Origin of the sequence: Leifsonia poae (genome assembly GCF_020009625.1) — a bacterium.
Taxonomy (GTDB): Bacteria; Actinomycetota; Actinomycetes; order Actinomycetales; family Microbacteriaceae; genus Leifsonia; species Leifsonia poae_A.
In genome coordinates this window covers 2,788,111-2,813,740 of record NZ_JAIHLP010000002.1, presented here as the reverse complement: position 1 = coordinate 2,813,740, position 25,630 = coordinate 2,788,111, and the positions used below count along the sequence as shown (strand labels likewise).

Below are 25,630 nucleotides of genomic sequence, written 5' to 3'. Positions count from 1 at the left end.
CCTAGGCGGCGCGTCGGCGGGCGGCCGGCGACGCGCCGACCGGGGGCCGCACCAGGGCGGCACGTGCCGCGGCCCACTGCCCCCAGACCGTGAGCAAGACGATGTTCACGACCGCGAGTGCGGCGAGCACGGTCGCGAGCACCGGCTCGCCGAGCGCGACGAGGGCCAGCGTCGCGGAGCCGAACACGACGACTTCGAGCGCCGTGCGGCCTGCCGCGGGTAGGACGATCGGGGCGCGGGGCGCGATGAATGCGCCCCACAGAACGGCTGCGGCCAGCGGAGCAGCGATCGCGAGCAGCAGCTGCGCGGCGAGGATGCTCGTCGCCTGATAGCCCCACACGCCCAGCGACGCGAGAGCGGCGAGTTCGAGGAGGAAGCGCAGCACGCTGTTCGCCCCGCGGAGTGCGGCGCTGAGGGAGTTCTTCGTGGTGGTCATAGTGGCTAATGTAATTAGCTGATAGGCTAGTGTCAATAATTGCTCTCGATTTCGTCGCGATCCGCGGCCACACTTCAGGGAGTGGGAACATCCGAAGCAGACGGAAGGGAATCACATGAAGCTGGGGCCATCGCTCCACCGCGTCGGTAACGACATCGTCGCGGCCTATCTGGTCGAAGACGAGACGGGGGTGACCGTGATCGACGCCGGGCTGACCGGCCACTGGCACGACCTCACCCGCGAACTGGAGACCATGGGCCGCACGCCGGCCGACATCCGCGGCCTCATCCTCACCCACGGAGACACCGACCACATCGGCTTTGCCCAGAAGCTGCACGACGAGTTCGGCGTGCCCCTCTACATCCACGAGGCGGATGCCGCCCGTGCGCAGGGCAAAGAGAAGTCGAGCGGCTCGTTCGGCAAATACTCGCTGGGCGCGACCATCGGCTTCCTCGCCTACACGATCCGCAAAGGCGGGATGCGCAACCACTATCTCACCGAGGTGCGCACCGTGAAAGACGGAGACGAACTCGGCCTGCCGGGTCGCCCCCGCATCGTCGGCATGCCCGGCCACTCCCCCGGAAGCATCGCCGTGTTCGTGCCCTCCGTCGACGCAGTCTTCGTCGGCGACGCGCTGACGACCCGCAACGTCCTCACCGGCAAGACCGGCCCCCAGCCGGCACCGTTCACGGACGAACCGGGCGAGGCACTCGACTCGCTGAGCCGTCTCGACGAGGTGAAGGCGACCTGGGTCCTCCCCGGTCACGGGGCTCCCTGGAACGGCGGAGTGAGCGCCGCGGTCTCGGCGATCCGGGCGACAGGAGGGCCAACCGCCTAGCATGAGCGGATGATCCACACGCGCCTCTACCGCAACGGCGAGCTCGAACTCGAGGACTTCCCGCTCGCCGATGTGTCCGACCACATCGCCGAAGAGAACGCCACGGTCTGGGTCGACTTCACCGACCCGACGATGGCCGACCTCGCCGCTCTGGAGGAAGAGCTCGGCCTGCACCGGCTCGCCGTCGAGGATGCTGTGCACGCCTACCAGCGCCCCAAGCTCGACCGCTACGACTCCCACCTCTTCCTCGCCGCATACGCGGTCTCGCTCGACGAGGCGAGCGGCGAGCTCAGCTCCCACGAGATCAAGGCGTTCATCACCAGACGCGCCCTCGTCACCGTGCACAAGTCAGACTTCGACATCGCGCCAGTCGTCAAACACTGGGACAACCAATCCGACCTGGCCGGTCACGGCGTCTCCTTCCTGTTGTGGGGGCTGCTCGACAGCGTGGTCGACGGCCACTTCGTCGCCGTGCAGCAGATGGATGCCGAGATCGAGCAGCTCGAAGACGAGCTCTTCGACCCGAAACCGAAGACTCCGCAGGTGCAGCGTCACTCCTTCGAACTGCGCAAATCGCTGGTGATGCTGCGGCGCGTGGTCCTGCCGATGCGCGAAGTGGTGAACACGCTCATGCGCCGCGACCTGGAGACCATCGACACGACGATGGTGCCCTACTTCCAAGACGTCTACGACCACGTGCTTCGGGCCACCGAGTGGACCGAGTCGTTGCGCGACCTCGTCACCACGATCCTCGACACCAACATCGGGCTGCAGGGCAACCGGATGAACCTGGTGATGAAGAAGGTGACCAGCTGGGCTGCGATCATCGCCGTCCCGACCGCGATCACCGGCTTCTACGGCCAGAACCTCCCCTACCCCGGCTTCGCCACCGAGTGGGGGTTCTGGTGGTCGAGCGCTCTGATCGTGGTGATCTCGCTCGGCCTCTACGCCACCTTCAAGTGGCGCGACTGGCTCTGATCGACTGGCTCCGATCGACTGGCTCCGATCGGCGCAGCTCCGAGGCGCGGGGCTACTCGGCGAGGTTGTCGCTGATCGCATCCAGGGCGAGACTGCGCGCCCGCGAGGCCGCGTCGCCGAGACGGTGCGTGATCGCGGCCACCAGACCCTCGATGAGGATGGCCTGGGGCAGCCGCGAGGTCAGCGTGATCTCGTCGGCGAAGGTCAGATCGGGCATGGTGACCACCAGGCTGATGCCCGCGGCCTGGGCGATGGGGCTACGGGCGAAAGCGGTGAGCGCGATCACCGTGGCGCCGGCCGCGGTGGCGGCGTGGAGGGTGCGCAGCGTTGAGGCGTTGGATCCGCTGCCGCTCACGATGAGCACCGCATCCTCCGGCGCGAGCAGCCGTGCGGTGATCTGCTGGCCGATGACGTCGAGCGGGGATTCGGCGGCGCGGCCGATGCTCGTGAGGCGCGCGGCGGCGTCCAGGGCCAGCGGGGCCGAGAGCCCGTTGCCCACCACGACCACGCGCCGAGCGGTCGCGAGCGTCTCGACGGCCCGCAGAACGGCATCGGCGTCGAGCAGGGCGAGCATGTCGCTCGCTCGGCCGGCGATGTGTGTGAACGTCTGCGCGACGATGCCGGCCGCCCCGTCCGGAGCCGGCGCCGGCTCGACGGGGCGGTAACCGGCATCGCGCGCCAGCAGCACCCGAAGCTGCTGGTATCCGGTGAAACCGAGGCTCTGGCACGTTCGCACGACTGTTGCGCGCGAAGCACCGGCCAACTCGGCCACCTGCTGTGAGCTCAGCTCGACGATCTCGCTTGATCGTTCGAGGAGCACGGTTGCGACCGCCTGCTCGGTGGGCAGGAGGGAAGGGAGGAGGGAGCGGATGGTGGCGATGACCTCGCCCGGGCGGCGGTCGGTCATGCGGCCGGCCCGGCCGCCGCGGCGATGCGCTCCACTTCGGCGGCGGAGAGGTCGAAGATCTCGGTGCCGTCGTCGACGCTCGGCGCCGGAATGAAGAGTGCGCGCGGCTCACCGCTCAGCGGCAGGTCGATCACGGCGAACCCCGAACCGACGGTCGCCCGTTCCGTTCCCGCGGGGGCGATGGCGTCGGCCGTGTTCGCGACACCGGGGGCGACCACTACCGGGATCCCGTCGGCCACGGTCGCCAGCGCGTGGTGATAGTGCCCCGCGAGGACCAGCCGCACATCGCCGGCGGAACAGGCCGCGAGCAGTTCGGCCGGGTTCTGAAGTTCGAGGGCGGCGAGCAGCGCACTCGCGGCCGGAACCGGGGGATGATGCAGCACGACGACGGTGCCGTGCGGCGCCGGCTCGCGCAGGATGCCGCTGAGGATCTGCAGCTGCGCGGCGTCCACCGCACCGTAGCCGGCGCCAGGCACCGAGGAGTCGACCGTGACGATACGGAACCCGGCCACCTCGACGGCGCTTTCGCGCGCGCCGAGCACGGTCTCGAATCCGGCGCGGAGGTCGTGATTGCCCATCGCGTAGACGACGGCAGCGCCCCGGGCGTTCGCCCACGAGACGATGCGGCGGGCGAGCAGCCGGTACGACTCCTCGCTTCCGTCGTCGGAGAGATCCCCCGAGACGACGACGACATCCACCGCGGCGAGCTCACCGGCCCGGTCGAGCACGCGGTCGAGTGCGGCGAGGGTGTCGACGATGCCGTAGTGCAGGCTCCCGTCACCGAAGAGGTGGGTGTCGGAGAGGTGCAGGATGCGCAGACCACGCTCGGCCGGCGCGGTCAGGAAGGTCACGCGCCCACCCTATTCGCTCGCCTTCAGCTCGACGCTCTCGGCACGCGCCCGACGCGCCGATCGCCGGCGGACGGCCGTGACGATGGGCAGCTCCCACTGCCCCGCAATGATGCGATGGCGCACCAGGCCGGAGAGCTGATCGATGATCATCGTCACCACCACGACGACGAGCATCAGCATGCCGACCACATCCCACACCCGGAACTGGATGTTGTCGATGAGCATCTTGCCGATGCCGCCCGCGCCGATGAGCCCGAGGATCGCCGAGGCGCGCACGTTGATCTCGAACCGGTAGAGCCAGAAAGCGAGCACATCCGGTTTGGCGTTCGGCCAGACCCCCCAGCGCATGATCTGCACGCGGGAGCCTCCGGCGGCCGTCGCCGCCTCGATCGCGCCACGGTCGACGGACTCGAAGCTCTCGTACCCCCATTTACCCAGGGTGCCGATGGAGCCGATGGCGATCGCGAGCGCGCCGGTGTAGGCCGTCAGACCGGTGACCGAGAGCATCAGCACCGCGATCACCACCTCTGGCACCGCGCGCAGCACGGCGAACACGGCCCGCAACGGCCAGCGCACCACCGCCGGGGTGAGCCCGCGGGTGGCGAGCAGGCTGAGCGGGAACGAAACGATGACACCGAGCACCGTGCCGAACCAGGCCATCGCGACCGAGAGCATGGTGGCGCCGAGCGCATCCGGGAGCTTGTCCCAGGCCGGAGGAAGGAACATCAGCCCCAGGTAGTGGGCGAGCTTCTGGGGCAGCTGCAGCAGCGCATCCCACGAGATGTCGACGCCCCAGAACGCGACGACGACGATCGCCGTCACGACGACCCACACCACCGTGCGGGTGACGCGCAGCGGTCTGCGCGGTCGCTGCTGCGCGGGGGTTCCGCGGTCGACCGGAGCCTCGCGCACGAGCATCGCGCTCATCGGAGCAGCCTCCGCCGGGTGTACGAGCTGAGCAGTTCGAGCAGCACCACGAGGATGAGGATCTCGAAGATGATCATGCTGAGGTAGTGATACTGGTAGAAGGTGCGCACCTTGTCGATGAGCATGCCGAGACCGCCGGCGCCAACCAGACCGATCACGGTGGACGCGCGGATGTTCAGCTCCAGCACGTAGATCGCCTGCGACAGGTAGGTGGGAGCGACCTCTGGGACCATGGCCGCCCGATTGGCCTTGAACCACGTTCCGCCCGCGGCGAGCGCGGCCTCCTGACCGCCGCGGTCGAGACCGTCGAGCGCTTCGGAGACGAGCTTGACCAGGATGCCGACATTGAACAGCACCAGCGCCAGGATGCCGGACAGGGCACCCGTTCCCACGACGGTCACGAACAGGGAGGCGTAGAGCAGGTCGGGCACACTGCGCACGATGTTCATCACGAACCGCACCACGAGCAGCACGGCGCTGTTCGGGTTCGTCGCGCGGGAGGCGAGGAACGAGAGCGGAAGGGCGATGATCACGCTGACCGCGGTGGCGATCACTGCCATCTGCACGGTCTGCAGCAGCGCCGGGAGAGTCTGGGGGAAGAAGCTGTAGTCGGGTTGGAAGAGCTGCACGAGGGTGTTCGAGGCGTTCTGCGCGTTGGCGAACAGTGCCCCGACATCCACCTGGACGGCGACGGCCGACCAGACCGTGATGCCCGCGATCACCACGAGCACGATCGCGATCTTCCACCCCGAGCGCGGTTTGCTCGGTCGGCTGACGGCGGCCGGCGCGCCGAGCCGGTCGGCGACGCTGGTCACGGCAGCACCGCCGGGGCGTCGAGTACGTCTTCGGCGGTGAGCGAGCGGCCATAGATGGATTCGAACACGGACTCGTCGGCGTCGGCCCCCGGGCCGTCGAAGACGACCTCGCCGTTGCGCAGGCCGATCAGTCGCGTGCCGTACCGCCGCGCCAGGTCGAGGAAGTGCAGATTGACCACGACCGTGATGCCGAGTTCGGCGTTGATGCGCTGCAGGTCGCGCATCACCACATGGGAGGTGGGCGGGTCGAGCGAGGCGACCGGCTCGTCGGCCAGGATGACCTTCGGGCGCTGGGCGAGCGTGCGTGCGATGGCCACCCGCTGCTGCTGCCCGCCCGAGAGCTCGGCCGCACTGGAGTAAGCCTTCGACACGATCTCCACCCGTTCGAGCGCCTGCATGGCCAGCTCGACGTCGTCTTTCGACCAGGCGGCGAGCAGTGTGCGCCATGCGGAGGTGTGGTGCAGCCGGCCCATCAGCACATTGTTGATCACGGTGGTGCGCTTGGCGAGGTTGAAGCTCTGGAAGACCATGCCGACCTCGCTGCGCAGCGTGCGCAGGCGACGGCCGCGCAGGCCCGAGAGCTGGTAGTCGCCGACCGTGATCTCCCCCGAGGTGATCGGCACGAGACCGTTGATGGTGCGGATGAGCGTGGACTTGCCGGCGCCCGACAGCCCGACCACCGCCACCATCTCACCCGGCTCGATCGTCAGGCTCACGTCGCGCAGGCCGGAGAAGCCGTTGGGGTATGTCACCCCGACGCCGTCGAAGCGGATGCCCGCCCCTGCCGACCGCGCCCTCGTGTTCTGCGTCATCTCGTCTCTTCTCTCAGCCTCGTGTGGTTCGGTGCGCCCTGTGGTGCGCTGGATGCCGGGGAGCGGCCCGCGACGAAAGCCGCGGACCGCTCTGTCTCAGCGGGTCGGGATCAGCCGAGCCCGATGGAGGCGGCGGCCTCCTGCGTCTTCTTCAGGCTCTCCGGGTTCGCGTCGACGAGACCGGTGATCTGGTAGATGGCGGTGAGCGCTTTCACGCCCTCCGGTGTGCCGGCGTAGTCCTTCATGGCATCCGCGATCTTGGTCTGCCATGCCTTGCTCAGCTTGCTGCTGATGGAGGCGCCATCGTTCGGGATCTCGTCGGTCAGGGCGAACACGACGACTTTCTCGCCCACGTCGGGAGTGTCGGCTTTCACGACGCTGCGCGCATCCCAGTAGCTCGTGCCGACCTCGGCGTCGCCGTTGTAGACGGCGAGCACGCTGGCGTCGTTCGCGGTGACCTGCACGGTCTTGATGTCGGAGTCGACGTTGATGCCGGCCTTCTTCATCGCGGCGACGGGGAAGATGTAGCCGGCCGGCGAGGCCGCCTGCAGCAGCGAGACGGTCGCGCCCTTGATCTTCTTGATGCTGTCGAGCCCGGCGGGGCCGGCGCCCTTCTCGGTGCCGTTGCAGTAGAGCATGCCGTTGGCGCCGGCGACCGGGGTGTCGGAGCAGTACTTCTTGGGGTCGTTGGTGAAGAACTGGGCCGCATACGAGCTCTTGCCCGCGCGCTGGGTCTGCAAGGCGGGAACCGCGCCGTACTTGTCGCAGGCCTGGCTCATCTGCAGGCTCGGCAGCATGCCGATCTGCGCCTGGTTGCTACCGATGGCCTCGACCGCGGCCTGGTAGTCCTGCGTGATGACGCCCTTGACCGGGATGCCCAGTCGCTTGGTGAGCGCGTCTTCGAGCGGCTTGACCGTCTCGACGAGCTTGCTCGCGTCGCCCGAGGGGACGAGCGCGAGGGTGAGCTGCGTCGGGGCTTTGGCGGATTCGTCGGAGGTGCCCGTGCACACCGAGGAGCCGGCACCGGCGGTGCTGGTGGAGCCGGCGTCGGTCTGCTGCTGCACACCGCAGCCGCTGAGAGCGAGCGAGGTGAGGAGCGCGACGCCGGAGGCGCCCGCGACGGCGATCTTTCTGAGTTTCATGACGTTCCCATTCTGTGCGGGTCGAGCTTGTGGAAAAGGTGGGTGGTGCGTTCGGTGACGAGGTCAGGTCAAGCGGTCAGTGTGGAGGAGGCCGTCGGCCGGTGGGCCTCGGCGAAGCCGACCGGGTCGGCAGACCAGGCGCGGATGCCGTCGTACAGCCCGGGGAAGTCCGACGCGGTCAGGTGGGCGGGCCCCGCGCGGTGGCCGAACCGGTCGATCAGGGCGGTGACGCATCCGGCCGCCAGTGGCTGCTCGAGGTCGTTGCCCCAGATGTCGCCGACGGAGAGCAGCTCGGCGGGCAGGCGGCCGGCAAGCAATTCGGGCAGCGCGGTGGCCCATCCGGCGGGCTTTCCCGCGTCTGTCACGATGCGGTCGATGCTGTCGGCGAGCCCGATCGCCGACAGTGTCTCCTGCACGCCGTCGAGCGGAGCGTTGGTGACGAGCACGCGTTCGACCCGCTCCCCCAGCGCGTTCAGAAAAGCGGCGAGTCCGTCGGGGGCCGAGACGGCGACCGTCCCGTCGGCGAGCGCCCGTCGGCTCGTTCGATACGCCCGCTGCAGCAGCTCTTCGCTGGCGTGGCCGGCGGCGAGCGCCGCGACGGCCGCATACCCGTCGATGTAGGCGGGAGATCCTGGCTCGCCGTCGAGGAAGGCGCCCAGGCGTGCCCGCAGCGGCGCGTCGAGGTCGACGGATGAGCCGGACGCGTCGTCGAGGATGCTCGCGATCACGGCCTCCGCATACGCCCACACCGGGGCATCGCCGATGCACACCGTCCCGTCGAAGTCGAGGACGAGGAGGGGCTTCTTCGGGGCACGTGCGTCGTTCACGAGTGCAGCTTATGCGTTGATGAACGCTTCGTTCATGAAAATCTTGGTTGTGAAACAACTGTTCACAACTCGTTAACGTGGCGCGATCGGGAATCCGCACCCCCCGATCGCCGTTCACAAGGGAGACACGACGAGAGGAAGCCCCGTGGCGACGATTGTGCAGTACGAGGAGTTCGGCGGCCCCGAGGTGTTGACCCTTCGGGAGGTGCCCACCCCGCACGCGCCCGAGGGCGGCGTCGTGGTTGCCGTGAAGGCGGCCGGCGTCAACCCGATCGACGCCAAGCTCCGCGCCAACATCCGGCCGAGCGCTCCGATCACCGAGCCGCGCCGCGTCGGCTCCGACGCCGCGGGCGTGGTGACGGAGGTCGGCCCCGGCGTCGACGATCGGGCCGTCGGCGACGAGGTCGTGGTGCGCGGCGCATACGGGGCCTACGCGACCCATCTCGTCGCCGCCGCGGAGCAGCTCGTCCGCAAGCCCGCCGGCGTCACCTGGGAGGCGGCCGCCGCCATCGGCGTCCCGGTCAGCACCGCCTACCAGGCGCTACGCTCCCTCGGCGTGCAGGAGGGGACAGTCCTCCTCATCCACGGGGGTTCCGGCAGCGTCGGGCGCGCAGCCATCCAGTTCGCCCACCGCTGGGGTGCGACCGTGATCGCCACCGCGAGCGATGCGAACCATGAACGGCTGCGAGAGCTCGGCGCCGTTCCGGTCGCATACGGCCCGGGCCTCACCGACCGCGTGCGCGCGGCCGCCCCGAACGGCGTCGATCGGGTGCTGGATGCGATCGGCACCGACGAAGCGCTCGAATCGTCTTTCGAGCTGGTCGCCGACCGCTCGCACATCGGCACGATCGTAGTCGGCGCCCGGGCCGCCGACCTCGGCATTCAGGCGTGGGCGGGCGGAAACCCGTGCCGCTCACCACCGAACAGCAGTCGCTGCGCACGGAGTCCTACGAGGTGGTGCTCGACCTCCTGGCGAAGGGCGAGTTCCAGGTCGACATCGGGCGCACCTTCCCGCTTGCGGAGGCCGCCGACGCCCACCGCCTCATCGAGACCGCGCACCCAGCGGGCAAACCGCTCCTCATCCCTTGATCCGCCCGCCCGTCAACGGAAGAGGCACACGGCAGAAGAGGGAGGCCGCGGCAGGGACCGAAAAGGGATGCGAGGCGCCGACGGGGCCATCAGAACCCCCGTACCGACGGCGAACCCAACGTCGGCGCCTCGTCTCAGCGATGCTAGCACTAACCGGGCGCATGGTTTTTTTCGACTCAGTGAACTCTCGGTAAATCATCCCCGCGGAAGTGCCGGAGTCTCCGCCAATTGCGCTGCACGAGTTGCACGCAGATCCCCACGGTGAGCAGTCCGCAGCCGATCACACCCCACGCGCGCGGGTTCTCGCCCTCGGTCGGGATCGCGACGGCGAGAGCCACCGTCGCGAGCAACGCCAGCACGGCGAAGAAGACGCCCATTCCTACTCCGCGCCAGGCTCGGGCGCGATCGACACTGTCACCCATTCCCCGGATGTTACCCGCCGAAACGGGTAACGGCCAGGTTAACGCGCCCTGAACATCCGGTGCGTGCCGGCGGCGCGGCTCAGCGTTTCGGCGTCAGTTGAACTGGTTGAACGAGTTCGCCACGATGACGACGAACCCGATCGTGCCGATGACCCCGAGCGCGATCCCCCAGGCGGCCGCCACCCCGCCCGCGGGCGGATATCCGGCCGCGCGCAGACGCGCCGCCTGCGACCGAGCAGATACTCCGTTCACGATCGCCAGGATCGAGAGAGCGCAGAACGGGTTGATCAGCAACGAGACGGCACCGAGCACCAGGGCCACGGTCGCCTTGGTGTTCTTGGGCGACGCGGCTGCGTCGAGACCCGGCGTCGGGTCGGTGGCGTACGCCGGCGGAGCGAACGGAACGACCTCGGTCTCGACCGGGGTCTGCACGACCGAGACCCGCTCGGTCCACTGCGAACCGTCCCAATAGCGCGCCCGGCCGGTCACGCCCGGATCCGGGTACCATCCTGCCTCTGCCATCCGCATCCGTTCTCGGTCGTTCGCCGGGCGGCACCATCTGCCGCGTGCGGCTGCCCGCCGCGGCGGGGCCAGCTCCCATTCTGGCGGATCGCAGGCTGAGGGGAGAAGCGCCCGCCGCGCACCCTCAGATCGTCAACTCGAGCTGCACGACGGCCCGCGCCACATCGGCCAGCCGCAATGACCGGCTGCGACTGTACGAGCGCAGGATGTCGAACGCCTCCTCGAGCGAGATCCGGTGCGTATGCGCGAGAACGCCCTTCGCCTGCTCGATCACCACTCGGGAGTTCAATGCTCCCTGCAACTGCTCGCGCACCGCATCGCTTTCGCGCAGCATCCGTTCGTGCAGGATGCCGATGGTCGCCACATCGGCGAGCGCCTGGGCCGCGCGCACATCCGCCTCGCCGAGCTCGCCCCGCTGCTCCCGCAGCAGGTTCAACGTGCCGATGGTGGTCTCCCGCAGGCGCAGCGGCACCGCGAAAGCCGAGGCGAAACCCTGTTCGAGCGCGCTCGCGCGAAAACGCTCCCACCGCGGCGGGCTGCCGTCGATGTCGGGCAGCGACACGATCTGCCCCGAGGTGAAGCAGTCGACGCAGGGGCCGGCGGCGGCGCTCAGCTGCATCAGCTCGACCAGCCGCACCGCTTCGCTCGTGGAGGCGACGACATCCAGTTCTCCGTTGCCGTCCGCCAGCAAGATTCCGGCGGCGGTCACGTCGAGCACCTCCCGGCACCGCTCCACCAGGGTCTGCAGCAGGTCGACCACGTCGTACCCGACCACGAGGGTGTCGGCGAGGGTGGCGAAGGTGTCGACGAGTCTTTCCTGCCGTGTCAGCGCCGTCATAGCGAGTCCCCGATTCCGTCTTTGTCCAGTGAGAAGCTGAACCGCCTCTCCACCAGGTCGACCGCCACATCGCGCATCGTTCGACCGGTCGCGTATGCGCGCCCCTGGATGAGCAGATGGGCGTCTTCCGGCGAGACACGTGCCTGGGCGATCACCATTCCGGTCGCCTGGTGCACCAGGCGCCGCGAGAACGGGTCGGTCTCGTCCGCGTCGTCGGCATCGGGATCACGCAGGGCGCGTCGCAGCAGGGCGCGGCTGATGATCTCGGCGCAGACGAGCGACCGTTGGATGCTCACCTCGCTCAGCGTGCACGGCTTCACCGTGTAAAGGTCGAGCGCCCCCAGTCGGAGCGGGCCGAGGAGCAGCGGGAACGCGAAGATCGCGCCGACCTCGTCGTCGGCGATGGCCGGCGAGAAGGCCGGCCAGAGCTGCTGCGGCCGGTGGCGGACATCCGGTTCGAACACGGGTCGGGCCGTTCGGAGCGCATCCCAGCACGGACCTTCACCGAGGTCGAACTGCAGCTCGTCGATGCGCGCCGCTTGACGGTCGCTGGCCGACACCGTCGCCGAGCCGAGCACGGCACCCAGCGTGGAGATCGCGACGCCGCTCACCGCGAGCAGCTCGCTGAGCGGTCCGCTGAGTTCCGATTCGCGCCCCGGTTGCCCCGCGAGCGCTGCGAGAGTCTGGGCATAGTCGTCAGCCATACCGGTTCACCCTGCCGAGTTCTCGCCCATGGTCAAACCGTACCCCGCATCCGGCCCGCCGGCGGAGCTGTTCCGGCCCGCATCGCGCGACTACCACGCAGAGGCGGGGGCCGTCACGATCGTTACCGGCGCAGTACTCCAGTGGGCCCCATTCGCATAGTGGCTGGCCGACCACGGAGACGCCCAGATCGCGGCGGCGGTCACATCGGCCGAGGTGCCGGCGGCCAGGCCGGCCACGATGTCGGGGTACCCGCGCTGCAGGTTCTCGGCGGCGTACTCTGCCGCCGTCTTCAGGTCGGGATAGCTGCCCAGACCGGCGCCACCGCCGGAGCCGTAGCCGTTGTTCAGCGGGTTGTTGCGGTTCCACCAATCGGGCGGCCCGTTCTCCTGACGCATCCAGCGCAGCATCACGGTGACGTTCGCTTCAGTCTGCGGCCACCCGCCGTCGAGCAGGACCAGCTTCGCCCAGTCCTGGTTCGTGCCGTTCGAGGCGAGCGTCTGCACGCCGTCGGTGGCGGCGAGCTGGTCGCGGGTCACCGGCGGTGCGACGACGTCAGCGTCGACGGTGTACGCCTGACCGTCGACGAGCTGGTATGTCTGCGCCGGCGCGTCCTGGGCGGCCGCCGCCTGGGCGCTCTGCGTAGGGGCGATCGACAGCCCGGCCACCAGGCTCAGAGCCGTGACTCCGACCGCGATGCGCTGCCGGAGGGACAGCCGGATCATCGGCAGCGGGACCGCAGCACGACGCACCGCCGAGCGGCGGCCGTGCTCAGGTGCGGGGGTTCCGGGCTGCATACCCGCACGAGGCTAGCAAAGACCCCTGGGAAGAGCGAGCGCGTCTCACTCCGAAACATGAGGGTGCGCAGGAGGCGGTGTGCGGTAGACAGGCTTCGGCGCCTGCGCCGCCCACCGCATCCCGACCGAGTGAGAGAGCAATGACCGCACCCTCCGCCGCCCTCGCGCGCGCACGAACCATCACCACCGACGATGAGGCGAGGGAGGTGGCCCGGGCGTTCGCAGAGACGGTGCGGCCGCACGCTGCCCGCATCGACGCTGAGCGCCGCATCCCCCTCGAGGTCGTCGACGCGTTCAGCGAGACCGGACTGTGGGCGATCACGATTCCGCGCGAGTACGGCGGGGCCGAGGTCTCCCACGCCACGCTGGCGGATGTCATCGCCACTGTGTCGGCCGTCGAGCCGTCGCTCGGCCAGATTCCGCAGAACCATTTCTGTCTTGTCGAAGACATCCGGCTCTCGGGAACCCCCGAACAGAAGGCCTTCTTCTTCGAGCTGGTGCTGGGCGGGGCGCGCTTCGCCAACGCCTTCTCTGAGGCCGGCGGCAAGAACGTCGCCCAGATCCAGACGACGCTGCGACCGGATGCCGACGACCCCGGCACCGTCGTCGTCTCCGGCCGCAAGTTCTATTCGACCGGCTCCGCCTACGCCCACTGGATCCCCGTGCTGGCCGTCGACGAGGAGGGTCTCGAGAAGCTGGTCTTCACGGAGCGCGACAGCGCCGGGCTGACGGTCGTCGACGATTGGTCCGCATTCGGCCAGCGGGCGACCTCGAGCGGAACGGTCGTGCTCGACGGGTTGCGCGTGCCGGCCGAGCGGGTGTTCCCGATGCACCAGGAGTACGAGGTGCCGACGATCGCCGGTCCGTTCGCGCAACTCACCACGGCGGCCGTCGATCTGGGGATCGCCCGCGGCGCCATCGTGGAGACGCACACGGCGGTGCGCGGCGCCCGGCCGTGGATCGACAGCGGCGTCGACAGTGCGACGGAAGATCCGCTCACCCTCGAGCGGGTCGGCCGGCTCGACATCGATCTGGCCGCCGCCGAAGCCCTCACCGAGAAGGCCGGCGCGGCACTGGATGCGGCGAAGCCCACACCGGATGCACAGAACGTGGCCGCCGCCTCCATCGCCGTCGCCCGGGCGAAGGTCCTCACCACCGAACTGTCACTGGAGGCGTCGAGCCGCCTGCTCGAACTGGGCGGAACCCGGTCCGCGCTCGGCGAGAAAGCGCTCGACCGATACTGGCGCAATGCGCGCGTGCACACCCTGCACGACCCGGTGCGCTGGAAGTACGCGATCATCGGCGACTACGCGCTCAACGGCACGCTCCCCGCCCGACACTCCTGGATCTGAGCCATGACCGCGAACATCCGCCTGAACGCCTTCACCATGAACAGTGTCGGCCACCTCTCCCCCGGCCTCTGGCGCCACCCCCGTGACGAGTCCCGCCGCTACCTCGACCTCGACTATTGGGTGCAGCTGGCCCAGACGCTGGAGCGCGGACTCATCGACGCCGTGTTCATCGCCGACGTCCTGGGCGTCTACGACGTCTACGGCGGCAGCCGGGATGCGGCCCTCTCGGGCGGCGTGCAGGTGCCGGTCAACGATCCGCTGCAGCTGGTGCCGGCGATGGCGGCCGCCACGGAGCATCTCGGGTTCGGCATCACCGCGAGCGTCTCGTTCGAGCATCCGTACCCGTTCGCCCGGCGGATGTCGACCCTCGACCACCTCACCAAGGGGCGCGTCGGCTGGAACATCGTGACCTCGTACCTCAACAGCGGCGCGCTCAACCTCGGCGTGAGCGGTCAGGAGGCGCACGACCGGCGCTACGACATCGCCGAAGAGTACCTCGAAGTGGCGTACAAGCTGTGGGAGAAGAGCTGGGACGAGGATGCGGTGGTCGCGGATGCGGCCACCGGGGTCTACGCCGACCCCGACCGCGTGCACCCCGTCGCGCACGAAGGCGAGTTCTTCCGCGTGCCCGGCATCCACCTCTCGGAGCCGAGCCCGCAGCGCACCCCGTTCCTCTACCAGGCGGGTGCGTCCTCACGCGGGATGGCTTTCGCCGCACGCCACGCCGAGAACATCTTCGTCGCCGCACCGAGCAGACGCGTGCTGGCCGGCCAGGTCGCCGCGCTGCGCGACGCCGTGACGGCGACCGGCCGCAACACCGACGACGTGACCGTGATCAACCAGCAGACGGTGATCGTCGCCGAGACCGATGCGCTGGCGCAGAAACGTCTCGACGAATACCTGGAGGTGGCATCCGGTGTCGGGGCGCTCACCCTGATGTCCGGCTGGACCGGCATCGACTTCTCGGCCATCGACCCGGATGCGGTGCTGCGCGACCAGGAGTCGAACGCCATCCAGTCGGTGGTCAAGGCGTTCACGGCAGCCGACCCCGACCGCGCCTGGACGATCCGCGAGATCGCCGAATACGCCCGCATCGGCGGAGACGGCCCGGTCATCGTCGGCTCACCCGAGACGGTCGCGGATGCGCTCGAAGACTGGGTGGACACGACCGGTGTCGGCGGGTTCAACCTGGCCGCCGCGGCGGTGCCCGAGACGTTCGAGGCGGTGGTGGATCTGCTCGTCCCCGAGCTGCAGAAACGCGGACGCTACCAGACCGAGTACACGCCGGGAACGCTTCGCAACAAGCTCGTGGGCCACGGCGACCGGGTCGACCGGTCGCATCCGGCCGCGACCGTCACCCTCCCCGGTTCGTGAGCGAAGAAACATTCGGTCATCGAACGAGCGCACACCGCGACTCCCCCGCTAGGTTTGCCCCGTCAACCCGACCGGCGCCCCCGCGCCTTCCCGCAGGAGACCCTCATGGCCATCGACGACCCCATCCGCACCGACGGTATTGCTGACGGCGGCGCTCCCGCCGCCCCGAAGAAGTCGCTGCGCGGCAACCTCGGCGTCGCCAGCATCGTATTCATGGTGGTGGCCGCCGCCTCCCCGCTCGGGGTGATCGGCGGACCGGTTCCGCTCGGCATCGCGATCGGCAACGGCTCGGGGTTCCCCGCGACGTTCATCGTGGCCACCGTCGTGCTGCTGCTGTTCGCGATCGGTTTCACCACCATGACGCCGTTCGTCCCCTCGGCCGGCGCGTTCTACTCCTATGTGCACAAGGGGCTCGGGCGCAGCGCCGGGCTGGGAACCGGGTTCGCCGCCCTGCTCTCGTATCTCACCCTTGAGGCCGCGGTGTACGGACTCCTCGGCCCGGGTGTCAACGCGCTCCTCGGCTCCTACGGCGTGCCGAGCGTTCCGTGGTGGATCTATGCGGCCGTCGCGTTCGTCGTGGTGCTCTTCCTCGGCTACCGCAACATCGAGCTCTCCGGTCGCGTTCTCGGCGTTCTGCTGATCGCCGAAGTGGCGATCGTGGTCGTGCTCGACGCGGTGATCGTGTTCTCCGGCGGCGGGCCGGAAGGGCTCTCCACCGGAATCGTCACACCGTCGGCGATCCTCTCGGGCGCTCCGGGGCTCGGCATCCTGTTCGCGATCCTCAGCTTCATCGGGTTCGAGGCCACCGCCGTCTTCCGCGACGAAGCACGCGACCCCGACCGCACGATCCCGCGCGCCACCTACCTGTCGCTCGTGCTGATCGGCGTCTTCTACGCGGTGTCGAGCTGGGCCCTGATCAGCGCCGTCGGTGACAGCACGGTCGTCAAGACGGCCACCGACCACGGCGGCACCCTGCTGGCGGATGTGACCCAGCGCTACCTCGGAACGGTCGGCGAGCACATCATCCAGGTGCTCTTCGTCACAAGCCTGTTCGCGTGCATCCTGTCGTTCCACAACATCGTCTCGCGCTACCTCTTCACCCTGTCGGGCAAGAATGTGCTGCCGGAGCGCCTGTCGATCCCGCACCCGCGTTTCGGATCCCCGCACCGCGCCTCGGTGGCCACCGGCGCCGTCGTTGCCGTGCTGCTCATCGTCGCGGCGATCACCGGGCTCGACCCGATCAACCAGTTCTACACGTGGCTCGCTGGGTTCTCGTCTGTGGGCGTGGTGCTGCTGCTGGTCGTGACAAGCGTGTCGGTGCTGGTCTTCTTCGCCCGTCGTCGCCAGCCGGCGAGCCGCTGGAAGACGATCGTCGCGCCCGTGCTCGGGCTGGCCGGCCTGCTCTTCTTCCTCGTGCTGATCCTGCTCAACCTGCCCACGCTCGTGGGCGGCAGTCTGCCGCTCGCGATCGGCATCGTGGCCCTCCTGCTCATCGCCTTCGGCCTCGGCCCCGTCGTCGCCCGCACCCGCAAAAAGATCGACCTCGACTAACCCCCACCGCCACTCCCCCACCACCGCGCGAACATTTGCACCAAATGTCGCCTCCCGCTCGCGCGTTCGCGACATTTGGCACAAATGTTCGCGCGGCTCAGTCGGTCAGGGGGGCGGCGCGGGCGCTGAGGGCGCGGAGTGCCCGCTCAGCGGAGCCGCCGAGACCCCACTCCTCGCTGAGCCGGTCGATGGCAGCGCGCTGCTCGACCGTGAGCGGGCGGATGCGCGCATCCACCTCGCCGAGATCGAGGTCGCGCACCACCTCGACCACGCGGGGCGCCACAGCGAGGTAGTCTGCGGCGGCGACGATCTTCGCACGCAAGCCGGCCGCGAGCGCCGTCGACGCATCCGCCGCCGCCGTGATCACTCCGCGCAGATCGCCGAACTCGCGCAGCAGGCCCGCCGCCGTCTTCTCGCCGACGCCCGCGACACCCGGGAGCCCGTCGGACGCATCCCCGCGCAGCACGGCGAAATCGGCGTACTGCTGCGGCGCGATCCCGTACTTGGCCTGCACGACGTCGTCGGTCAGAACCTCCAGGTGGCTCATGCCGCGGGCGGTGTAGATCACGCGTGCCCGCCGCGCATCGTCTACCAGCTGGAACAGGTCGCGGTCGCCTGTGACGATATCCACCGCGCCGGTGGCCTGGGCCGCGAGAGAACCGATCACATCGTCGGCCTCGTGGTCCGCGGCACCGAGCACGGTCACACCGAACGTCTCGAGCGCCTGCCGCACCATCGGAACCTGCTGCACCAGGTCGTCGGGCGCCTCCTCGACGTCCACCCCGTTCGGCACGAACTCCGCCACCCGATGCAGCTTGTAGCTCGGGATGAGTTCCACCCGCCAGCGGGGCCGCCACGCATCGTCCCAGCACGCCACGAGCGCGTCGGGTTCGAACTCGGTCACGAGCCGGGCGATGATGTCGAGGAGCCCGCGCACGGCGTTGACCGGCCGGCCGTCGGGCGTGCGGACGGTGTCGGGCACTCCGTAGAACGCCCGGTAGTACAACGACGCGGTGTCGAGGAGCATCACTGGCCCGGTCACACCCCGATCATGGCACGATCGGCGCGGGAACGGGCGGGAGTTCAGGCCTTCGTGACGGTGACCTCGACCGGCGTCGGATTGGCGAAGAGGTCGAGCACCGGGCAGTGGGCGTCGACCGCTGCCCGCAGCTCCTGGTAGCGCTCCTCCGACTCGGGGCCGGTGATGCTGATGTTCAGCCGCACCGCGCCGAATCCGGCCCGCACGGTCTCGTCGATGCCGAACAGCCGGCGCGCGTCGAGGTCGCCCTCCGCGTCGATGCTGATGTCGTCGACCACGATGCCGAGCGCCTGGGCATACAGCCGGTAGACCACGATCTGGCACGAGATGAGCGCGCCCAGTGCGAACTCGACCGGGCTCGCCCCGAGGTCGTCACCGGCGAGCGCGGCCGGCTCGTCCACGAGGAACTCGTGCTTGCCCGCGGTGATGCGCGAGGCGACGGAGCCTTCGCCCACACCGCGCACGCGGTAGGTGAGGTGGGCGTTCTTCTGATCGGCCGCGATGCGGTCGTTCCAGGCCGACCCGGCGTCGGTGAGTCGGGTGGCGCGCTCGGCGGCGAGCTCGCCGGCCGAAGAGGTGTCGATGAGGGTCATATCAGCAGAGTGGCGTGGATGCGCACCGCGCGCGAGCAGGCATGTCACGAAGCGCAACACAACATCGCACAACCGCGCGTCACCCCGCGTTGGCGACGCCGAGTGTCACCGCGCGCAGCGGAAACCGATGTGGGTGGTGGCCGTGTCCTCCGCCTGCGGCGAGCGGGCCGCCGGCCGGTAGCGCAGGCAGTACTCCGGCGCACAAAGGTGCGAACCGCCTTTGAGCGCACGGCGGGGGATGCTCGACCCCGGCTCCGCGCTCGCCCCTCGGGCGTCGGCGTCGGGGCTGCACCCGCATCCGCAGGCCTCGCCGCTCGCGGGTTGTCCCGACCCGAGCAGGTCGACGCTGCCGGCGGGCGTGGGCACGCCGACGCCGTCGACGACGTGCCGCTGAGCGTAGTAGGTCGAGGTCCACTCCCACACATTCCCGATCATGTCGGAGAGTCCGAACCCGTTCAGCGCGAAGCTCCCGACAGGGGAGGTTCCCACCCAGCTGTCCGCCCCCGTGTTCAGGTAGGGGAACCGGCCCTGCCAGGTGTTCGCCATCAGCTGTCCGTCGCGGCGCGGTTCGGCACCCCACGCGTATGGCAGCGTGTCGTCGCCCCCGCCCCGGGCGGCATACTCCCACTCCGCCTCGGTGGGCAGCCGTTTTCCGGCCCAGACCGCGTAGCTGCTCGCGTCCTCGAATGACACCTGCACCACCGGATGCGCGCCCTTGCCCGTGAGCGTCGAGTCGGGGCCGAACGGGTGCCGCCAGTTCGCACCCGCACCCCACCGCCACCACTGCCGCCAATCCCCCAGGTCGACCGGCCCCGCCGTCGCGGCGAACACCAGCCCGCCCGGAACCAGGTCGTCCGCCGCAGCACCGGGGAAGTCGGCCGGATCGAGCTCACGCTCGGCCACCGTCAGATAACCGGTGTCGGCGACGAAACACGCGAACTCGTCGTTGGTCACCGGATGCGCGTCCAGCTCGAACGGCGCCACCGACACTGCGTGCACCGGCCCCTCCTCCGGGTAGAACGCCGTCGAGCCCATCGAGAACGTTCCTCCCGGAATGCGGACCATCGTCGATTCCGCCATCACGACCACTCCTCCTGAACGAATCGTGCGAACTGTGCTGCGGCGGCCGACTGGCTGCGTGCGCGGTTGGTGGCCAGGCCGATCGTGCGCACAGGCTCGTCCTTCAATGGCACCAAGGCCATCCCTTCGCCCCCGGCCGAGTCGGGGAGCAGCGCGACGCCGACACCCGCACGCACCAGGCCGCGAAGCGTCGCCAGCTCGGTGACCTCCATGACCACCCGCGGCACGACACCGCGCGTCGAGAAGTAGGCGTCGGCGATCTGGCGCAGGCCCGAGTCGCGCGTCATCGCGACGAACGTCTCGTCTTCCACCTCGAGCGCGGTCAGCTGAGCGCGGCCGGCGAGGGGATGCTCGGCCGGCACCCCGAGCGCCAGCCGTTCCGAGGTGAGCGGGCGCCAGTCGATGTCACGCTCGTGGGGTTCGGGGCTGAGGAACGCCAGGTCGACCGAGCCGGAGCGCAGCGCGTCCAGCACGGCATCGGCCGTTCCGCCGTCGAACGCGAACCGGATCTGCGGGAAGATCTGACGGTAGTCGCTGACGATTCGTGGGATGAGCCAGCTGCCGAACGACGACACGTACGCGATCGACACCACCCCGGCGGTCGGGTCGCGCAGCGCGTCGATCCGGGCCTGGGCCGTGTCCAATTCGGTGAGGGCGCGCACGACGTGGGCGAGAAGGATCTCCCCGAAGCCGTTCAATTCGAGCCGGTTCTTGTGGCGGTCGAAGAGCTGCACGCCGACCTCGGCTTCGAGACGCCCCAGCGATTTGGACAGCATCGCCGGCGAGATGTCCAGAGCCTCCGCGGTGTGGGTGATCTGCCCATCCGCGGCCAGCTCGCGGAAGTACGCGATCTCGTCGATCCTCATTCCCACATCATGTCCTACCGGCACGGCGTGCGCGCCGCCGCCGCTCCCGCCGGGTGAGCGCCGCACGCTCCGCCTCGTCGCGTTCGCGCTCCGCCTCCCGTTCGCGCTGCCGGGCCAGCCGGGTCTCGCGCCAGCGGGCGAGTTCCTCGTCGACATCGCGGGTGGGGGTGACGACGGGTGGGCCTCCCTGCAGCTGTCGTCGCGCCTCCACGACCCGCGCGTTGAACTCCTCGAGCAGCACCCGCACGGCGTGCTCCGTCGTCGTCGCCGCGATGCGCGCATCCAGTCCGGCGTTCTCGGTGCGCAGGGTGAGCGCCGGCGGGCCGAGACCGGTCAGTCGTTCGCGTTCGATCTTCTGGCGGATCCACCAATCGGGGTCGTATGTCTGCTGCAGGTTCGTCAGCGGTTTTCCCGCGCCCGGCAGGTTGTCGAACTCGCCGCGCCGGATCGCCTGCTGGATCGAGGTCTCGACGAACTGCGCCCGGGCCTCCACTGTCGACCGGCCGGCCGCACCGCTGCCCTCGTCGGCGGATGCGCCGGCGGATGCGTCGGCGGACTCGGGTGCCTCCCCGGCCGCTTCGGTCTCGTTCGCAAGCCGGTCGACGCGATAGCGGGCTGCGTTGACCTTCGAGTCGCTCCGCCCCGTTCCGTCCGCCACGATTCCAGCCTAAATTCTCGCGCGACGCCCGTCCAGGCGTGCCGGCGGTGGCCGTCCCCACGATTTCTCGCGAGAATGTCGACATCGCCGGATGCCGTTCGACGACACCATGGACAGTTCTTGATCGAGAGGAAGAACCATGAAGTACATGATGTTCGTCGTGAGCGACTCGGCACCCGACACCACCCCCGACGATTCCGACGTCGACATCTGGGTGAACGAGAACGATTCCGCCGGCAAGCGGATCATCGGCGAAGTGCTGCAACCGCCCGCGCAGTCGACGATCGTGCGCGTGCGCGACGGGAAGCGGCTCGTGACCGACGGGCCGTTCGCCGAGACCAAGGAGTGGATCTGCGGCTTCGACATTCTGGAGTGCGAGAACCTGGAGGAGGCCATCGAGATCGCCTCGCGGCATCCGATGGCCCGCAACGGTCAGCTCGAACTGCGCCCGTTCATGGTCTGGGAGTGAGCCCGGGCGCGGCGGCGGGGGTCACTCCGCCGCTTTGCGCCGGCGCTCGATCTCGGCTTCGAGCTCTTTGACGCGGTCGCGGTTCTCGTAGAACGCGATCTCCCGTTCCAGCGCGGCCAGCTGCTCCTCCGTCGAGGGCGCCTGCCGCTGCGGCTCGACCGGCGGTGACGGGATGCGCGCGCCGCCGCGGGCCGCCCGCGGCATGGAGAGCACACTCGGGCCGGCCGAGTTGTATTCGCGCCCGATCGCGAACCACAGCACGCTCCCGATCAGCGGGAGCAGGATCACGATGAGGATCCAGACGAACTTGGGCAGGTGCCGCACTCGGTCGTCCCGGCGCAGGATGATGTCGATCAGTGCCCCCAGGAACAGCGCGAACGTCAGAAACGGCAGAATGACGAGCATGCGGTGATTCTATGGGATTGCTATGACGCGTCTCCAGCCCTTCCCGCGCGGCAGTCTTTTGCGCCACATGACGCGAAACCTCGCCTCAGAGTCGACATTCGGCACAAATGTTCACGCTGGGGTCAGGCGCGCTCCTTGCGGGGCATCACGATCTCTTTGATGATCAGGATGATCCCCGCCGAGATCGGGATCGCCACGAGGGCCCCCGGAAGCCCGAACAGGGTCGACCCCGCGAGCGCCGAGATCAGCACCACCGACCCGGGAACCTGCACCGCCTTCCCCATCACTTTCGGCGTGAGGATGTATGCCTCCACCTGCATGTAGATGAGCATGAAGATCAGCACGAAGAGCCCCGAGACGGGCGAATGGATGAAGGCGAGCACCGTCATCACCGCGGTCGTGAGAATGGTTCCGATGAGCGGGATGAGCGTGATGAAGAAGGCCAGAAGCCCGATGAGGAACGCACCGGGCACGCCCGTGAGCACCAACAGGATCACGCTGAAGACGGCGTTGCAGAACGCGAGGACGACCATCCCGCTGAGGTACTTGCCGAAGTTCTGCAGGATGCGCTCGGTGTAGCTGATGAACGCCGGGCGACGCGAGGCGGAAACCAGCTTGTAGCCCGCCTGTTTTGTGGCGTCGTAGGTCGCGATGAAGTAGATCGCCAGAATGGCGATGAAGAAGCCGGAGGCGAGGCCGTTGACCAGCGACAGCCCGAACCCGACCACACCGGAGCCGAACGCCGCCAGCACCGCCGGATCTTTCGCCTGTTCGGCGACCCAGTTGACGAACGCGCCGATCACGCCATTGCTCGACGCGTTGGCCGGGTCGAACCAGCCCTGCTCTTTGAGGTTCGCGACCTCCTTCGGGATCGTGGTCGCGAGGAACTGGATCTGCTGGATCACCAGCGGCAGCACCACCCAGATGATCGTGATCAGCACTGCGATGACGAGCAGGATGACCGTGACGAGAGCCCACGCCCGCGACATGTGCCGACGCTGGAACCAGCGGATGAGGGGGTCGAGCCCAACAGTGATGAACAGGGCGAGGAACACCGAGAAGATGATCGAGCGCAGGCCGTAGAGCGCGAGGCCGGTGATGATCGCCCCGACTGCACCCAAGGTCACCGCGTACCCCCAGCGCAACGGGCTGCGGGTGGAGGTGCCGCCGGTCTCGACCTGCGGCGCGGCGACGGTCGCCGGTGCGCCGGCGGTCGCCGGCGCCGGGTTCGGTTCGGGTTTCGCCGGCTCCGTGCGGGGTTCGCGTCTCAGCTGACGTTTCATTTCGCCTCCCGGCGCTCGATGCTGCCCACTTTAGTGGTCCGCCGCCCGCCGCCGGGGAACTCGGTTCGACGTCGGACCGTGCCGATATCGTCGAACCATCCCCGACGGAAAGACCTTCGATGAGTGCGCCCTCAGCCCGGCACCCGAAACGCCCCGCACGACGGCGCCTCCCCGCGTGGCCGGGGGCTGTCGTCGTCGCGCTCCTCGCCGCCGACGGCATCGACGCCGCCACGCACTCAGCGACGCCGGCGCCGGCGACGCCGCCACCTGGCTTCCCCCGAACAAGGCTTACCGCTGCGAGTACGCGGCCCGTCAGGTGACGGTCAAGGCCGCCTACGGTCTGTGGGTCACCGCCGCCGAGCACGACGCGCTCCAGCGCATCCTCACCGGCTGTGCCGCGGGCGCTGCGGGCCTTGGGGGCGCTGGGTAGTCATGTGCAGCATCATCAGGCACTAATTCATGATTGACTTAATTAAGTCCTCACTGTAACGTTGAGCCATGTCCACGGATCAGGTCGTCGTCTTCGCCGCACTCGCGGATCCGACGCGGCTGAGCATCGTCGACCTGCTGGCGCAGCGCGGCGAGCTCTCGGCCGGCGACATCGGCCGCGTGTTCACGAGCAGCGCCTCGGCCGTCTCGCAGCACCTCAAGGTGCTGCGCGAGGCCGGGCTGGTGCTGGTGCAGAAACGTGCGCAGCAGCGCATCTACCGGCTCGACCCCGCCACCATCGTCGCCGCCGAGCAGTGGCTCGCCGGCCGCACACGCCAGTGGAACTCCCGCCTCGACGCCATGGAAACGTACATCGAACACCTCACCGAAGGAGAAAGCCATGCCCGCTAGCGACACGAGGGATGTCGTGATCACCCGCATCCTCAACGCCCCGGTCGAGACCGTCTGGCGGCTCTGGACCGACCCTGCCGCGATCACGGCGTGGTGGGGCCCCGAGGACTACACCTCACCGTCGGCCCGAGTCGACCTGCGCAAAGGCGGCAGCTACCTTTTCAGCATGCGCGCCCCCGACGAGCAGGGCGGGCAGGAGAGTTTCACCGGCGGAACCTACCGCAGCATCGTCCCCCTCCAACGGCTCGAGTTCACGCAGAATCTCACCGACGAGACGGGCGCACCTCTGCCGGGGGAGAGCCTGCCGGAGGGCTTCAGCCAGAACATCGAGACCACTGTCGAGTTCAGGGATGTGGGCGGCCTCACCGAACTCACGATCACCGAGAAGGGGTGGACTCGCAGTCTCATGTCGGTCTTCTCCTACGCCGGGATGCACCAATCCCTCGACAAAATGGCTGTCATCCTCTAAACGGGATGGGGAACAGCGGAGCAGAACGACCGAACGGCCGGAACGCTGAGCGTTCCGGCCGTTCGGTGTTTCGCGGTGCGACCGCTAGCGCTTCTTGACGTTCGAGACGACGTCGCTGTGATCCTGACGGTCGCCTTTCGCCTTCTTGTCGGCGCGCTTCTCCTTGAGGGAGCGCGCGGCAGGTTTAGCGGTCGACTTGCGTGCGGATTTCTCGGCCATGGTGATTCCTCCAACGGAGCCACGGTGGCTCGGTACGTCGAACGCTATGCGATCGGCGGCCGACGACCTACTCTTCTCGCGGATTCGCAGTCAATGCGCACGTGCGGAAGCGTCGACATCGAGGATGCGCACGGGGAACGCGGTGAGCGCATCCGAGCTGATCGGGGCGAACACGTCCCGATGCCACAGGCCGTCGTTGTGGCGCACGAGGATGTCGCCGCGACCGGGCTGGTCGGGGTAGGGGGCGAGGATGCGGCTGCCCGCGGGCAGCGCGTCGAGTTCGGCGGCGGTGTGCGCTTCGGCGATCGGCGGAACGGAGTCGAATCCGATACCGAGTGTTGTTGTCATTGTCATGGGGTACTTCTTTCAAGCTAAGGGTGGTTCCGCACAACACGCGACGACGCGTGTCACGCACCGACAACCGGAGTTCGGAATGCCGTGCGAGGCGGTGGCGGACAGGGTGTCCGCGAGGGGAACGGAATCCATTCGGGGCGACGGATCAGACGATCATCGAGCCAACCGGAACGAA

Annotated in this window: 32 protein-coding genes and 1 pseudogene; 11 read left to right on the top strand and 22 right to left on the bottom strand. The window is 68.8% G+C overall.

The window, feature by feature from the left end:
- Position 1: 1 nt before the first annotated feature.
- The gene (locus K5L49_RS14225) at positions 2 to 436 is read right to left on the bottom strand and encodes a DUF2568 domain-containing protein (RefSeq protein WP_223693730.1); all 435 of its coding nucleotides are present in this window, start codon (positions 434 to 436) and stop codon (positions 2 to 4) included.
- 115 nt (positions 437 to 551) lie between these two features.
- Here K5L49_RS14225 and K5L49_RS14220 point away from each other — a divergent pair, with 115 nt between their 5' ends.
- Positions 552 to 1,274 carry an MBL fold metallo-hydrolase gene (locus K5L49_RS14220; protein ID WP_223693728.1) on the top strand — a complete coding sequence of 241 codons (723 nt, stop codon included), beginning with the start codon at positions 552 to 554 and terminating at the stop codon, positions 1,272 to 1,274.
- 9 nt (positions 1,275 to 1,283) lie between these two features.
- Positions 1,284 to 2,252 (top strand): magnesium transporter CorA family protein, encoded by a 969-nt coding sequence (locus K5L49_RS14215; protein WP_223693726.1) that lies wholly within the window; start codon positions 1,284 to 1,286, stop codon positions 2,250 to 2,252.
- A gap of 52 nt (positions 2,253 to 2,304) precedes the next feature.
- Here K5L49_RS14215 and K5L49_RS14210 read toward each other — a convergent pair whose 3' ends face one another.
- From K5L49_RS14210 to K5L49_RS14180, 7 genes are all read right to left on the bottom strand, one after another.
- Positions 2,305 to 3,159, bottom strand: coding sequence for a MurR/RpiR family transcriptional regulator (locus tag K5L49_RS14210; protein WP_223693724.1), 855 nt, complete (start codon positions 3,157 to 3,159; stop codon positions 2,305 to 2,307).
- Positions 3,156 to 4,010, bottom strand: a complete 855-nt coding sequence (locus K5L49_RS14205; RefSeq protein ID WP_223693723.1) for a metallophosphoesterase family protein — start codon at positions 4,008 to 4,010, stop codon at positions 3,156 to 3,158. Before K5L49_RS14205 ends, K5L49_RS14210 begins: the two co-directional genes overlap by 4 nt.
- A 9-nt stretch (positions 4,011 to 4,019) precedes the next feature.
- Complete coding sequence (gene phnE / locus K5L49_RS14200) at positions 4,020 to 4,937, bottom strand: phosphonate ABC transporter, permease protein PhnE (RefSeq protein WP_223693721.1); 918 nt, start codon at positions 4,935 to 4,937, stop codon at positions 4,020 to 4,022.
- Positions 4,934 to 5,752 carry a phosphonate ABC transporter, permease protein PhnE gene (gene phnE / locus K5L49_RS14195; protein ID WP_223693720.1) on the bottom strand — a complete coding sequence of 273 codons (819 nt, stop codon included), beginning with the start codon at positions 5,750 to 5,752 and terminating at the stop codon, positions 4,934 to 4,936. Before phnE (K5L49_RS14195) ends, phnE (K5L49_RS14200) begins: the two co-directional genes overlap by 4 nt.
- A complete protein-coding gene (phnC, locus tag K5L49_RS14190; protein ID WP_223693718.1) occupies positions 5,749 to 6,564 on the bottom strand; it encodes a phosphonate ABC transporter ATP-binding protein in 816 nt (271 codons plus the stop codon). Before phnC ends, phnE (K5L49_RS14195) begins: the two co-directional genes overlap by 4 nt.
- Positions 6,565 to 6,674: 110 nt before the next feature.
- Complete coding sequence (gene phnD / locus K5L49_RS14185) at positions 6,675 to 7,706, bottom strand: phosphate/phosphite/phosphonate ABC transporter substrate-binding protein (RefSeq protein WP_223693717.1); 1,032 nt, start codon at positions 7,704 to 7,706, stop codon at positions 6,675 to 6,677.
- Between the two features lie 68 nt (positions 7,707 to 7,774).
- The gene (locus tag K5L49_RS14180; RefSeq protein ID WP_223693715.1) at positions 7,775 to 8,533 is read right to left on the bottom strand and encodes an HAD family hydrolase; all 759 of its coding nucleotides are present in this window, start codon (positions 8,531 to 8,533) and stop codon (positions 7,775 to 7,777) included.
- A 145-nt stretch (positions 8,534 to 8,678) separates the two neighbouring features.
- On the opposite strand from K5L49_RS14180, the pseudogene K5L49_RS14175 reads away from it, so the two are divergent.
- Positions 8,679 to 9,326 (top strand): annotated as a pseudogene (locus K5L49_RS14175) (quinone oxidoreductase family protein); the annotation flags it as partial.
- A gap of 95 nt (positions 9,327 to 9,421) precedes the next feature.
- On the top strand, positions 9,422 to 9,622 hold the full coding sequence (locus tag K5L49_RS14170; RefSeq protein WP_374107690.1) for a zinc-binding dehydrogenase: 201 nt from the start codon (positions 9,422 to 9,424) through the stop codon (positions 9,620 to 9,622).
- A gap of 176 nt (positions 9,623 to 9,798) precedes the next feature.
- Here K5L49_RS14170 and K5L49_RS14165 read toward each other — a convergent pair whose 3' ends face one another.
- From K5L49_RS14165 to K5L49_RS14145, 5 genes are all read right to left on the bottom strand, one after another.
- A complete protein-coding gene (locus tag K5L49_RS14165) occupies positions 9,799 to 10,044 on the bottom strand; it encodes a hypothetical protein (RefSeq protein WP_223693712.1) in 246 nt (81 codons plus the stop codon).
- Between the two features lie 93 nt (positions 10,045 to 10,137).
- Positions 10,138 to 10,566, bottom strand: coding sequence for a DUF2510 domain-containing protein (locus K5L49_RS14160; RefSeq protein WP_223693710.1), 429 nt, complete (start codon positions 10,564 to 10,566; stop codon positions 10,138 to 10,140).
- A 124-nt stretch (positions 10,567 to 10,690) separates the two neighbouring features.
- Positions 10,691 to 11,404, bottom strand: a complete 714-nt coding sequence (locus K5L49_RS14155) for a GAF and ANTAR domain-containing protein (protein WP_223693709.1) — start codon at positions 11,402 to 11,404, stop codon at positions 10,691 to 10,693.
- On the bottom strand, positions 11,401 to 12,108 hold the full coding sequence (locus K5L49_RS14150; protein ID WP_223693707.1) for a GAF and ANTAR domain-containing protein: 708 nt from the start codon (positions 12,106 to 12,108) through the stop codon (positions 11,401 to 11,403). Before K5L49_RS14150 ends, K5L49_RS14155 begins: the two co-directional genes overlap by 4 nt.
- A 90-nt stretch (positions 12,109 to 12,198) precedes the next feature.
- A complete protein-coding gene (locus tag K5L49_RS14145) occupies positions 12,199 to 12,903 on the bottom strand; it encodes a hypothetical protein (RefSeq protein WP_223693705.1) in 705 nt (234 codons plus the stop codon).
- Positions 12,904 to 13,043: 140 nt separating this feature from the next.
- Here K5L49_RS14145 and K5L49_RS14140 point away from each other — a divergent pair, with 140 nt between their 5' ends.
- From K5L49_RS14140 to K5L49_RS14130, 3 genes are all read left to right on the top strand, one after another.
- Positions 13,044 to 14,255: an SfnB family sulfur acquisition oxidoreductase gene (locus tag K5L49_RS14140; RefSeq protein ID WP_223693704.1), complete on the top strand. Its 1,212-nt coding sequence runs from the start codon at positions 13,044 to 13,046 to the stop codon at positions 14,253 to 14,255.
- 3 nt (positions 14,256 to 14,258) lie between these two features.
- Complete coding sequence (locus K5L49_RS14135) at positions 14,259 to 15,629, top strand: LLM class flavin-dependent oxidoreductase (RefSeq protein WP_223693702.1); 1,371 nt, start codon at positions 14,259 to 14,261, stop codon at positions 15,627 to 15,629.
- A 105-nt stretch (positions 15,630 to 15,734) separates the two neighbouring features.
- Complete coding sequence (locus K5L49_RS14130) at positions 15,735 to 17,180, top strand: APC family permease (RefSeq protein ID WP_223693701.1); 1,446 nt, start codon at positions 15,735 to 15,737, stop codon at positions 17,178 to 17,180.
- A gap of 97 nt (positions 17,181 to 17,277) precedes the next feature.
- Here K5L49_RS14130 and K5L49_RS14125 read toward each other — a convergent pair whose 3' ends face one another.
- The 5 genes from K5L49_RS14125 to K5L49_RS14105 all read right to left on the bottom strand — a co-directional run bounded on the left by K5L49_RS14125 (position 17,278) and on the right by K5L49_RS14105 (position 21,416).
- Entirely contained in the window at positions 17,278 to 18,222 is a 945-nt protein-coding gene (locus tag K5L49_RS14125) for a 5'-3' exonuclease (RefSeq protein WP_223693699.1), read from the bottom strand.
- Between the two features lie 41 nt (positions 18,223 to 18,263).
- The gene (locus tag K5L49_RS14120) at positions 18,264 to 18,812 is read right to left on the bottom strand and encodes an OsmC family protein (RefSeq protein WP_223693697.1); all 549 of its coding nucleotides are present in this window, start codon (positions 18,810 to 18,812) and stop codon (positions 18,264 to 18,266) included.
- A 105-nt stretch (positions 18,813 to 18,917) separates the two neighbouring features.
- Positions 18,918 to 19,892, bottom strand: a complete 975-nt coding sequence (locus K5L49_RS14115) for a formylglycine-generating enzyme family protein (protein ID WP_223693695.1) — start codon at positions 19,890 to 19,892, stop codon at positions 18,918 to 18,920.
- Positions 19,892 to 20,758, bottom strand: coding sequence for a LysR family transcriptional regulator (locus K5L49_RS14110; protein WP_223693694.1), 867 nt, complete (start codon positions 20,756 to 20,758; stop codon positions 19,892 to 19,894). The genes K5L49_RS14115 and K5L49_RS14110 overlap by 1 nt, the downstream gene beginning before the upstream one ends.
- Positions 20,759 to 20,765: 7 nt before the next feature.
- Positions 20,766 to 21,416 (bottom strand): DnaJ family domain-containing protein, encoded by a 651-nt coding sequence (locus tag K5L49_RS14105; protein WP_223693692.1) that lies wholly within the window; start codon positions 21,414 to 21,416, stop codon positions 20,766 to 20,768.
- A 139-nt stretch (positions 21,417 to 21,555) separates the two neighbouring features.
- On the opposite strand from K5L49_RS14105, the gene K5L49_RS14100 reads away from it, so the two are divergent.
- Positions 21,556 to 21,885 (top strand): YciI family protein, encoded by a 330-nt coding sequence (locus tag K5L49_RS14100; RefSeq protein ID WP_223693690.1) that lies wholly within the window; start codon positions 21,556 to 21,558, stop codon positions 21,883 to 21,885.
- 21 nt (positions 21,886 to 21,906) lie between these two features.
- Here K5L49_RS14100 and K5L49_RS14095 read toward each other — a convergent pair whose 3' ends face one another.
- Together K5L49_RS14095 and K5L49_RS14090 are read right to left on the bottom strand one after the other, a co-directional pair.
- Entirely contained in the window at positions 21,907 to 22,290 is a 384-nt protein-coding gene (locus K5L49_RS14095) for a PLDc N-terminal domain-containing protein (RefSeq protein WP_223693688.1), read from the bottom strand.
- Positions 22,291 to 22,412: 122 nt separating this feature from the next.
- Positions 22,413 to 23,573 carry an AI-2E family transporter gene (locus tag K5L49_RS14090; protein ID WP_223693686.1) on the bottom strand — a complete coding sequence of 387 codons (1,161 nt, stop codon included), beginning with the start codon at positions 23,571 to 23,573 and terminating at the stop codon, positions 22,413 to 22,415.
- Positions 23,574 to 23,748: 175 nt separating this feature from the next.
- Between K5L49_RS14090 and K5L49_RS14085 the strand changes: the two genes are divergently transcribed.
- The 3 genes from K5L49_RS14085 (at position 23,749) to K5L49_RS14075 (ending at position 24,882) form a co-directional block, all read left to right on the top strand.
- The gene (locus K5L49_RS14085; RefSeq protein ID WP_308116552.1) at positions 23,749 to 24,003 is read left to right on the top strand and encodes a hypothetical protein; all 255 of its coding nucleotides are present in this window, start codon (positions 23,749 to 23,751) and stop codon (positions 24,001 to 24,003) included.
- A 68-nt stretch (positions 24,004 to 24,071) separates the two neighbouring features.
- Entirely contained in the window at positions 24,072 to 24,413 is a 342-nt protein-coding gene (locus K5L49_RS14080; RefSeq protein ID WP_223693684.1) for an ArsR/SmtB family transcription factor, read from the top strand.
- On the top strand, positions 24,403 to 24,882 hold the full coding sequence (locus K5L49_RS14075) for an SRPBCC family protein (protein ID WP_223693682.1): 480 nt from the start codon (positions 24,403 to 24,405) through the stop codon (positions 24,880 to 24,882). The genes K5L49_RS14080 and K5L49_RS14075 overlap by 11 nt, the downstream gene beginning before the upstream one ends.
- 84 nt (positions 24,883 to 24,966) lie before the next feature.
- On the opposite strand, the gene K5L49_RS20175 is transcribed toward K5L49_RS14075, so the two are convergent.
- Together K5L49_RS20175 and K5L49_RS14070 are read right to left on the bottom strand one after the other, a co-directional pair.
- On the bottom strand, positions 24,967 to 25,101 hold the full coding sequence (locus K5L49_RS20175) for a hypothetical protein (protein ID WP_263298871.1): 135 nt from the start codon (positions 25,099 to 25,101) through the stop codon (positions 24,967 to 24,969).
- Between the two features lie 90 nt (positions 25,102 to 25,191).
- Complete coding sequence (locus K5L49_RS14070) at positions 25,192 to 25,455, bottom strand: hypothetical protein (RefSeq protein ID WP_223693681.1); 264 nt, start codon at positions 25,453 to 25,455, stop codon at positions 25,192 to 25,194.
- Positions 25,456 to 25,630 lie beyond the last annotated feature (175 nt).

What these genes read in the sequence shown, in the direction of transcription:
- K5L49_RS14225 (WP_223693730.1), bottom strand. Translation starts at nt 436, where the DNA reads ATGACCACCACGAAGAACTCCCTCAGCGCCGCACTCCGCGGGGCGAAC.
- K5L49_RS14220 (WP_223693728.1), top strand. Translation starts at nt 552, where the DNA reads ATGAAGCTGGGGCCATCGCTCCACCGCGTCGGTAACGACATCGTCGCG.
- K5L49_RS14215 (WP_223693726.1), top strand. Translation starts at nt 1,284, where the DNA reads ATGATCCACACGCGCCTCTACCGCAACGGCGAGCTCGAACTCGAGGAC.
- K5L49_RS14210 (WP_223693724.1), bottom strand. Translation starts at nt 3,159, where the DNA reads ATGACCGACCGCCGCCCGGGCGAGGTCATCGCCACCATCCGCTCCCTC.
- phnE (WP_223693721.1), bottom strand. Translation starts at nt 4,937, where the DNA reads ATGAGCGCGATGCTCGTGCGCGAGGCTCCGGTCGACCGCGGAACCCCC.
- phnC (WP_223693718.1), bottom strand. Translation starts at nt 6,564, where the DNA reads ATGACGCAGAACACGAGGGCGCGGTCGGCAGGGGCGGGCATCCGCTTC.
- phnD (WP_223693717.1), bottom strand. Translation starts at nt 7,706, where the DNA reads ATGAAACTCAGAAAGATCGCCGTCGCGGGCGCCTCCGGCGTCGCGCTC.
- K5L49_RS14165 (WP_223693712.1), bottom strand. Translation starts at nt 10,044, where the DNA reads ATGGGTGACAGTGTCGATCGCGCCCGAGCCTGGCGCGGAGTAGGAATG.
- K5L49_RS14160 (WP_223693710.1), bottom strand. Translation starts at nt 10,566, where the DNA reads ATGGCAGAGGCAGGATGGTACCCGGATCCGGGCGTGACCGGCCGGGCG.
- K5L49_RS14155 (WP_223693709.1), bottom strand. Translation starts at nt 11,404, where the DNA reads ATGACGGCGCTGACACGGCAGGAAAGACTCGTCGACACCTTCGCCACC.
- K5L49_RS14150 (WP_223693707.1), bottom strand. Translation starts at nt 12,108, where the DNA reads ATGGCTGACGACTATGCCCAGACTCTCGCAGCGCTCGCGGGGCAACCG.
- K5L49_RS14145 (WP_223693705.1), bottom strand. Translation starts at nt 12,903, where the DNA reads ATGCAGCCCGGAACCCCCGCACCTGAGCACGGCCGCCGCTCGGCGGTG.
- K5L49_RS14140 (WP_223693704.1), top strand. Translation starts at nt 13,044, where the DNA reads ATGACCGCACCCTCCGCCGCCCTCGCGCGCGCACGAACCATCACCACC.
- K5L49_RS14135 (WP_223693702.1), top strand. Translation starts at nt 14,259, where the DNA reads ATGACCGCGAACATCCGCCTGAACGCCTTCACCATGAACAGTGTCGGC.
- K5L49_RS14130 (WP_223693701.1), top strand. Translation starts at nt 15,735, where the DNA reads ATGGCCATCGACGACCCCATCCGCACCGACGGTATTGCTGACGGCGGC.
- K5L49_RS14120 (WP_223693697.1), bottom strand. Translation starts at nt 18,812, where the DNA reads ATGACCCTCATCGACACCTCTTCGGCCGGCGAGCTCGCCGCCGAGCGC.
- K5L49_RS14115 (WP_223693695.1), bottom strand. Translation starts at nt 19,892, where the DNA reads ATGGCGGAATCGACGATGGTCCGCATTCCGGGAGGAACGTTCTCGATG.
- K5L49_RS14110 (WP_223693694.1), bottom strand. Translation starts at nt 20,758, where the DNA reads ATGAGGATCGACGAGATCGCGTACTTCCGCGAGCTGGCCGCGGATGGG.
- K5L49_RS14100 (WP_223693690.1), top strand. Translation starts at nt 21,556, where the DNA reads ATGAAGTACATGATGTTCGTCGTGAGCGACTCGGCACCCGACACCACC.
- K5L49_RS14095 (WP_223693688.1), bottom strand. Translation starts at nt 22,290, where the DNA reads ATGCTCGTCATTCTGCCGTTTCTGACGTTCGCGCTGTTCCTGGGGGCA.
- K5L49_RS14090 (WP_223693686.1), bottom strand. Translation starts at nt 23,573, where the DNA reads ATGAAACGTCAGCTGAGACGCGAACCCCGCACGGAGCCGGCGAAACCC.
- K5L49_RS14080 (WP_223693684.1), top strand. Translation starts at nt 24,072, where the DNA reads ATGTCCACGGATCAGGTCGTCGTCTTCGCCGCACTCGCGGATCCGACG.
- K5L49_RS14075 (WP_223693682.1), top strand. Translation starts at nt 24,403, where the DNA reads ATGCCCGCTAGCGACACGAGGGATGTCGTGATCACCCGCATCCTCAAC.
- K5L49_RS20175 (WP_263298871.1), bottom strand. Translation starts at nt 25,101, where the DNA reads ATGGCCGAGAAATCCGCACGCAAGTCGACCGCTAAACCTGCCGCGCGC.
- K5L49_RS14070 (WP_223693681.1), bottom strand. Translation starts at nt 25,455, where the DNA reads ATGACAATGACAACAACACTCGGTATCGGATTCGACTCCGTTCCGCCG.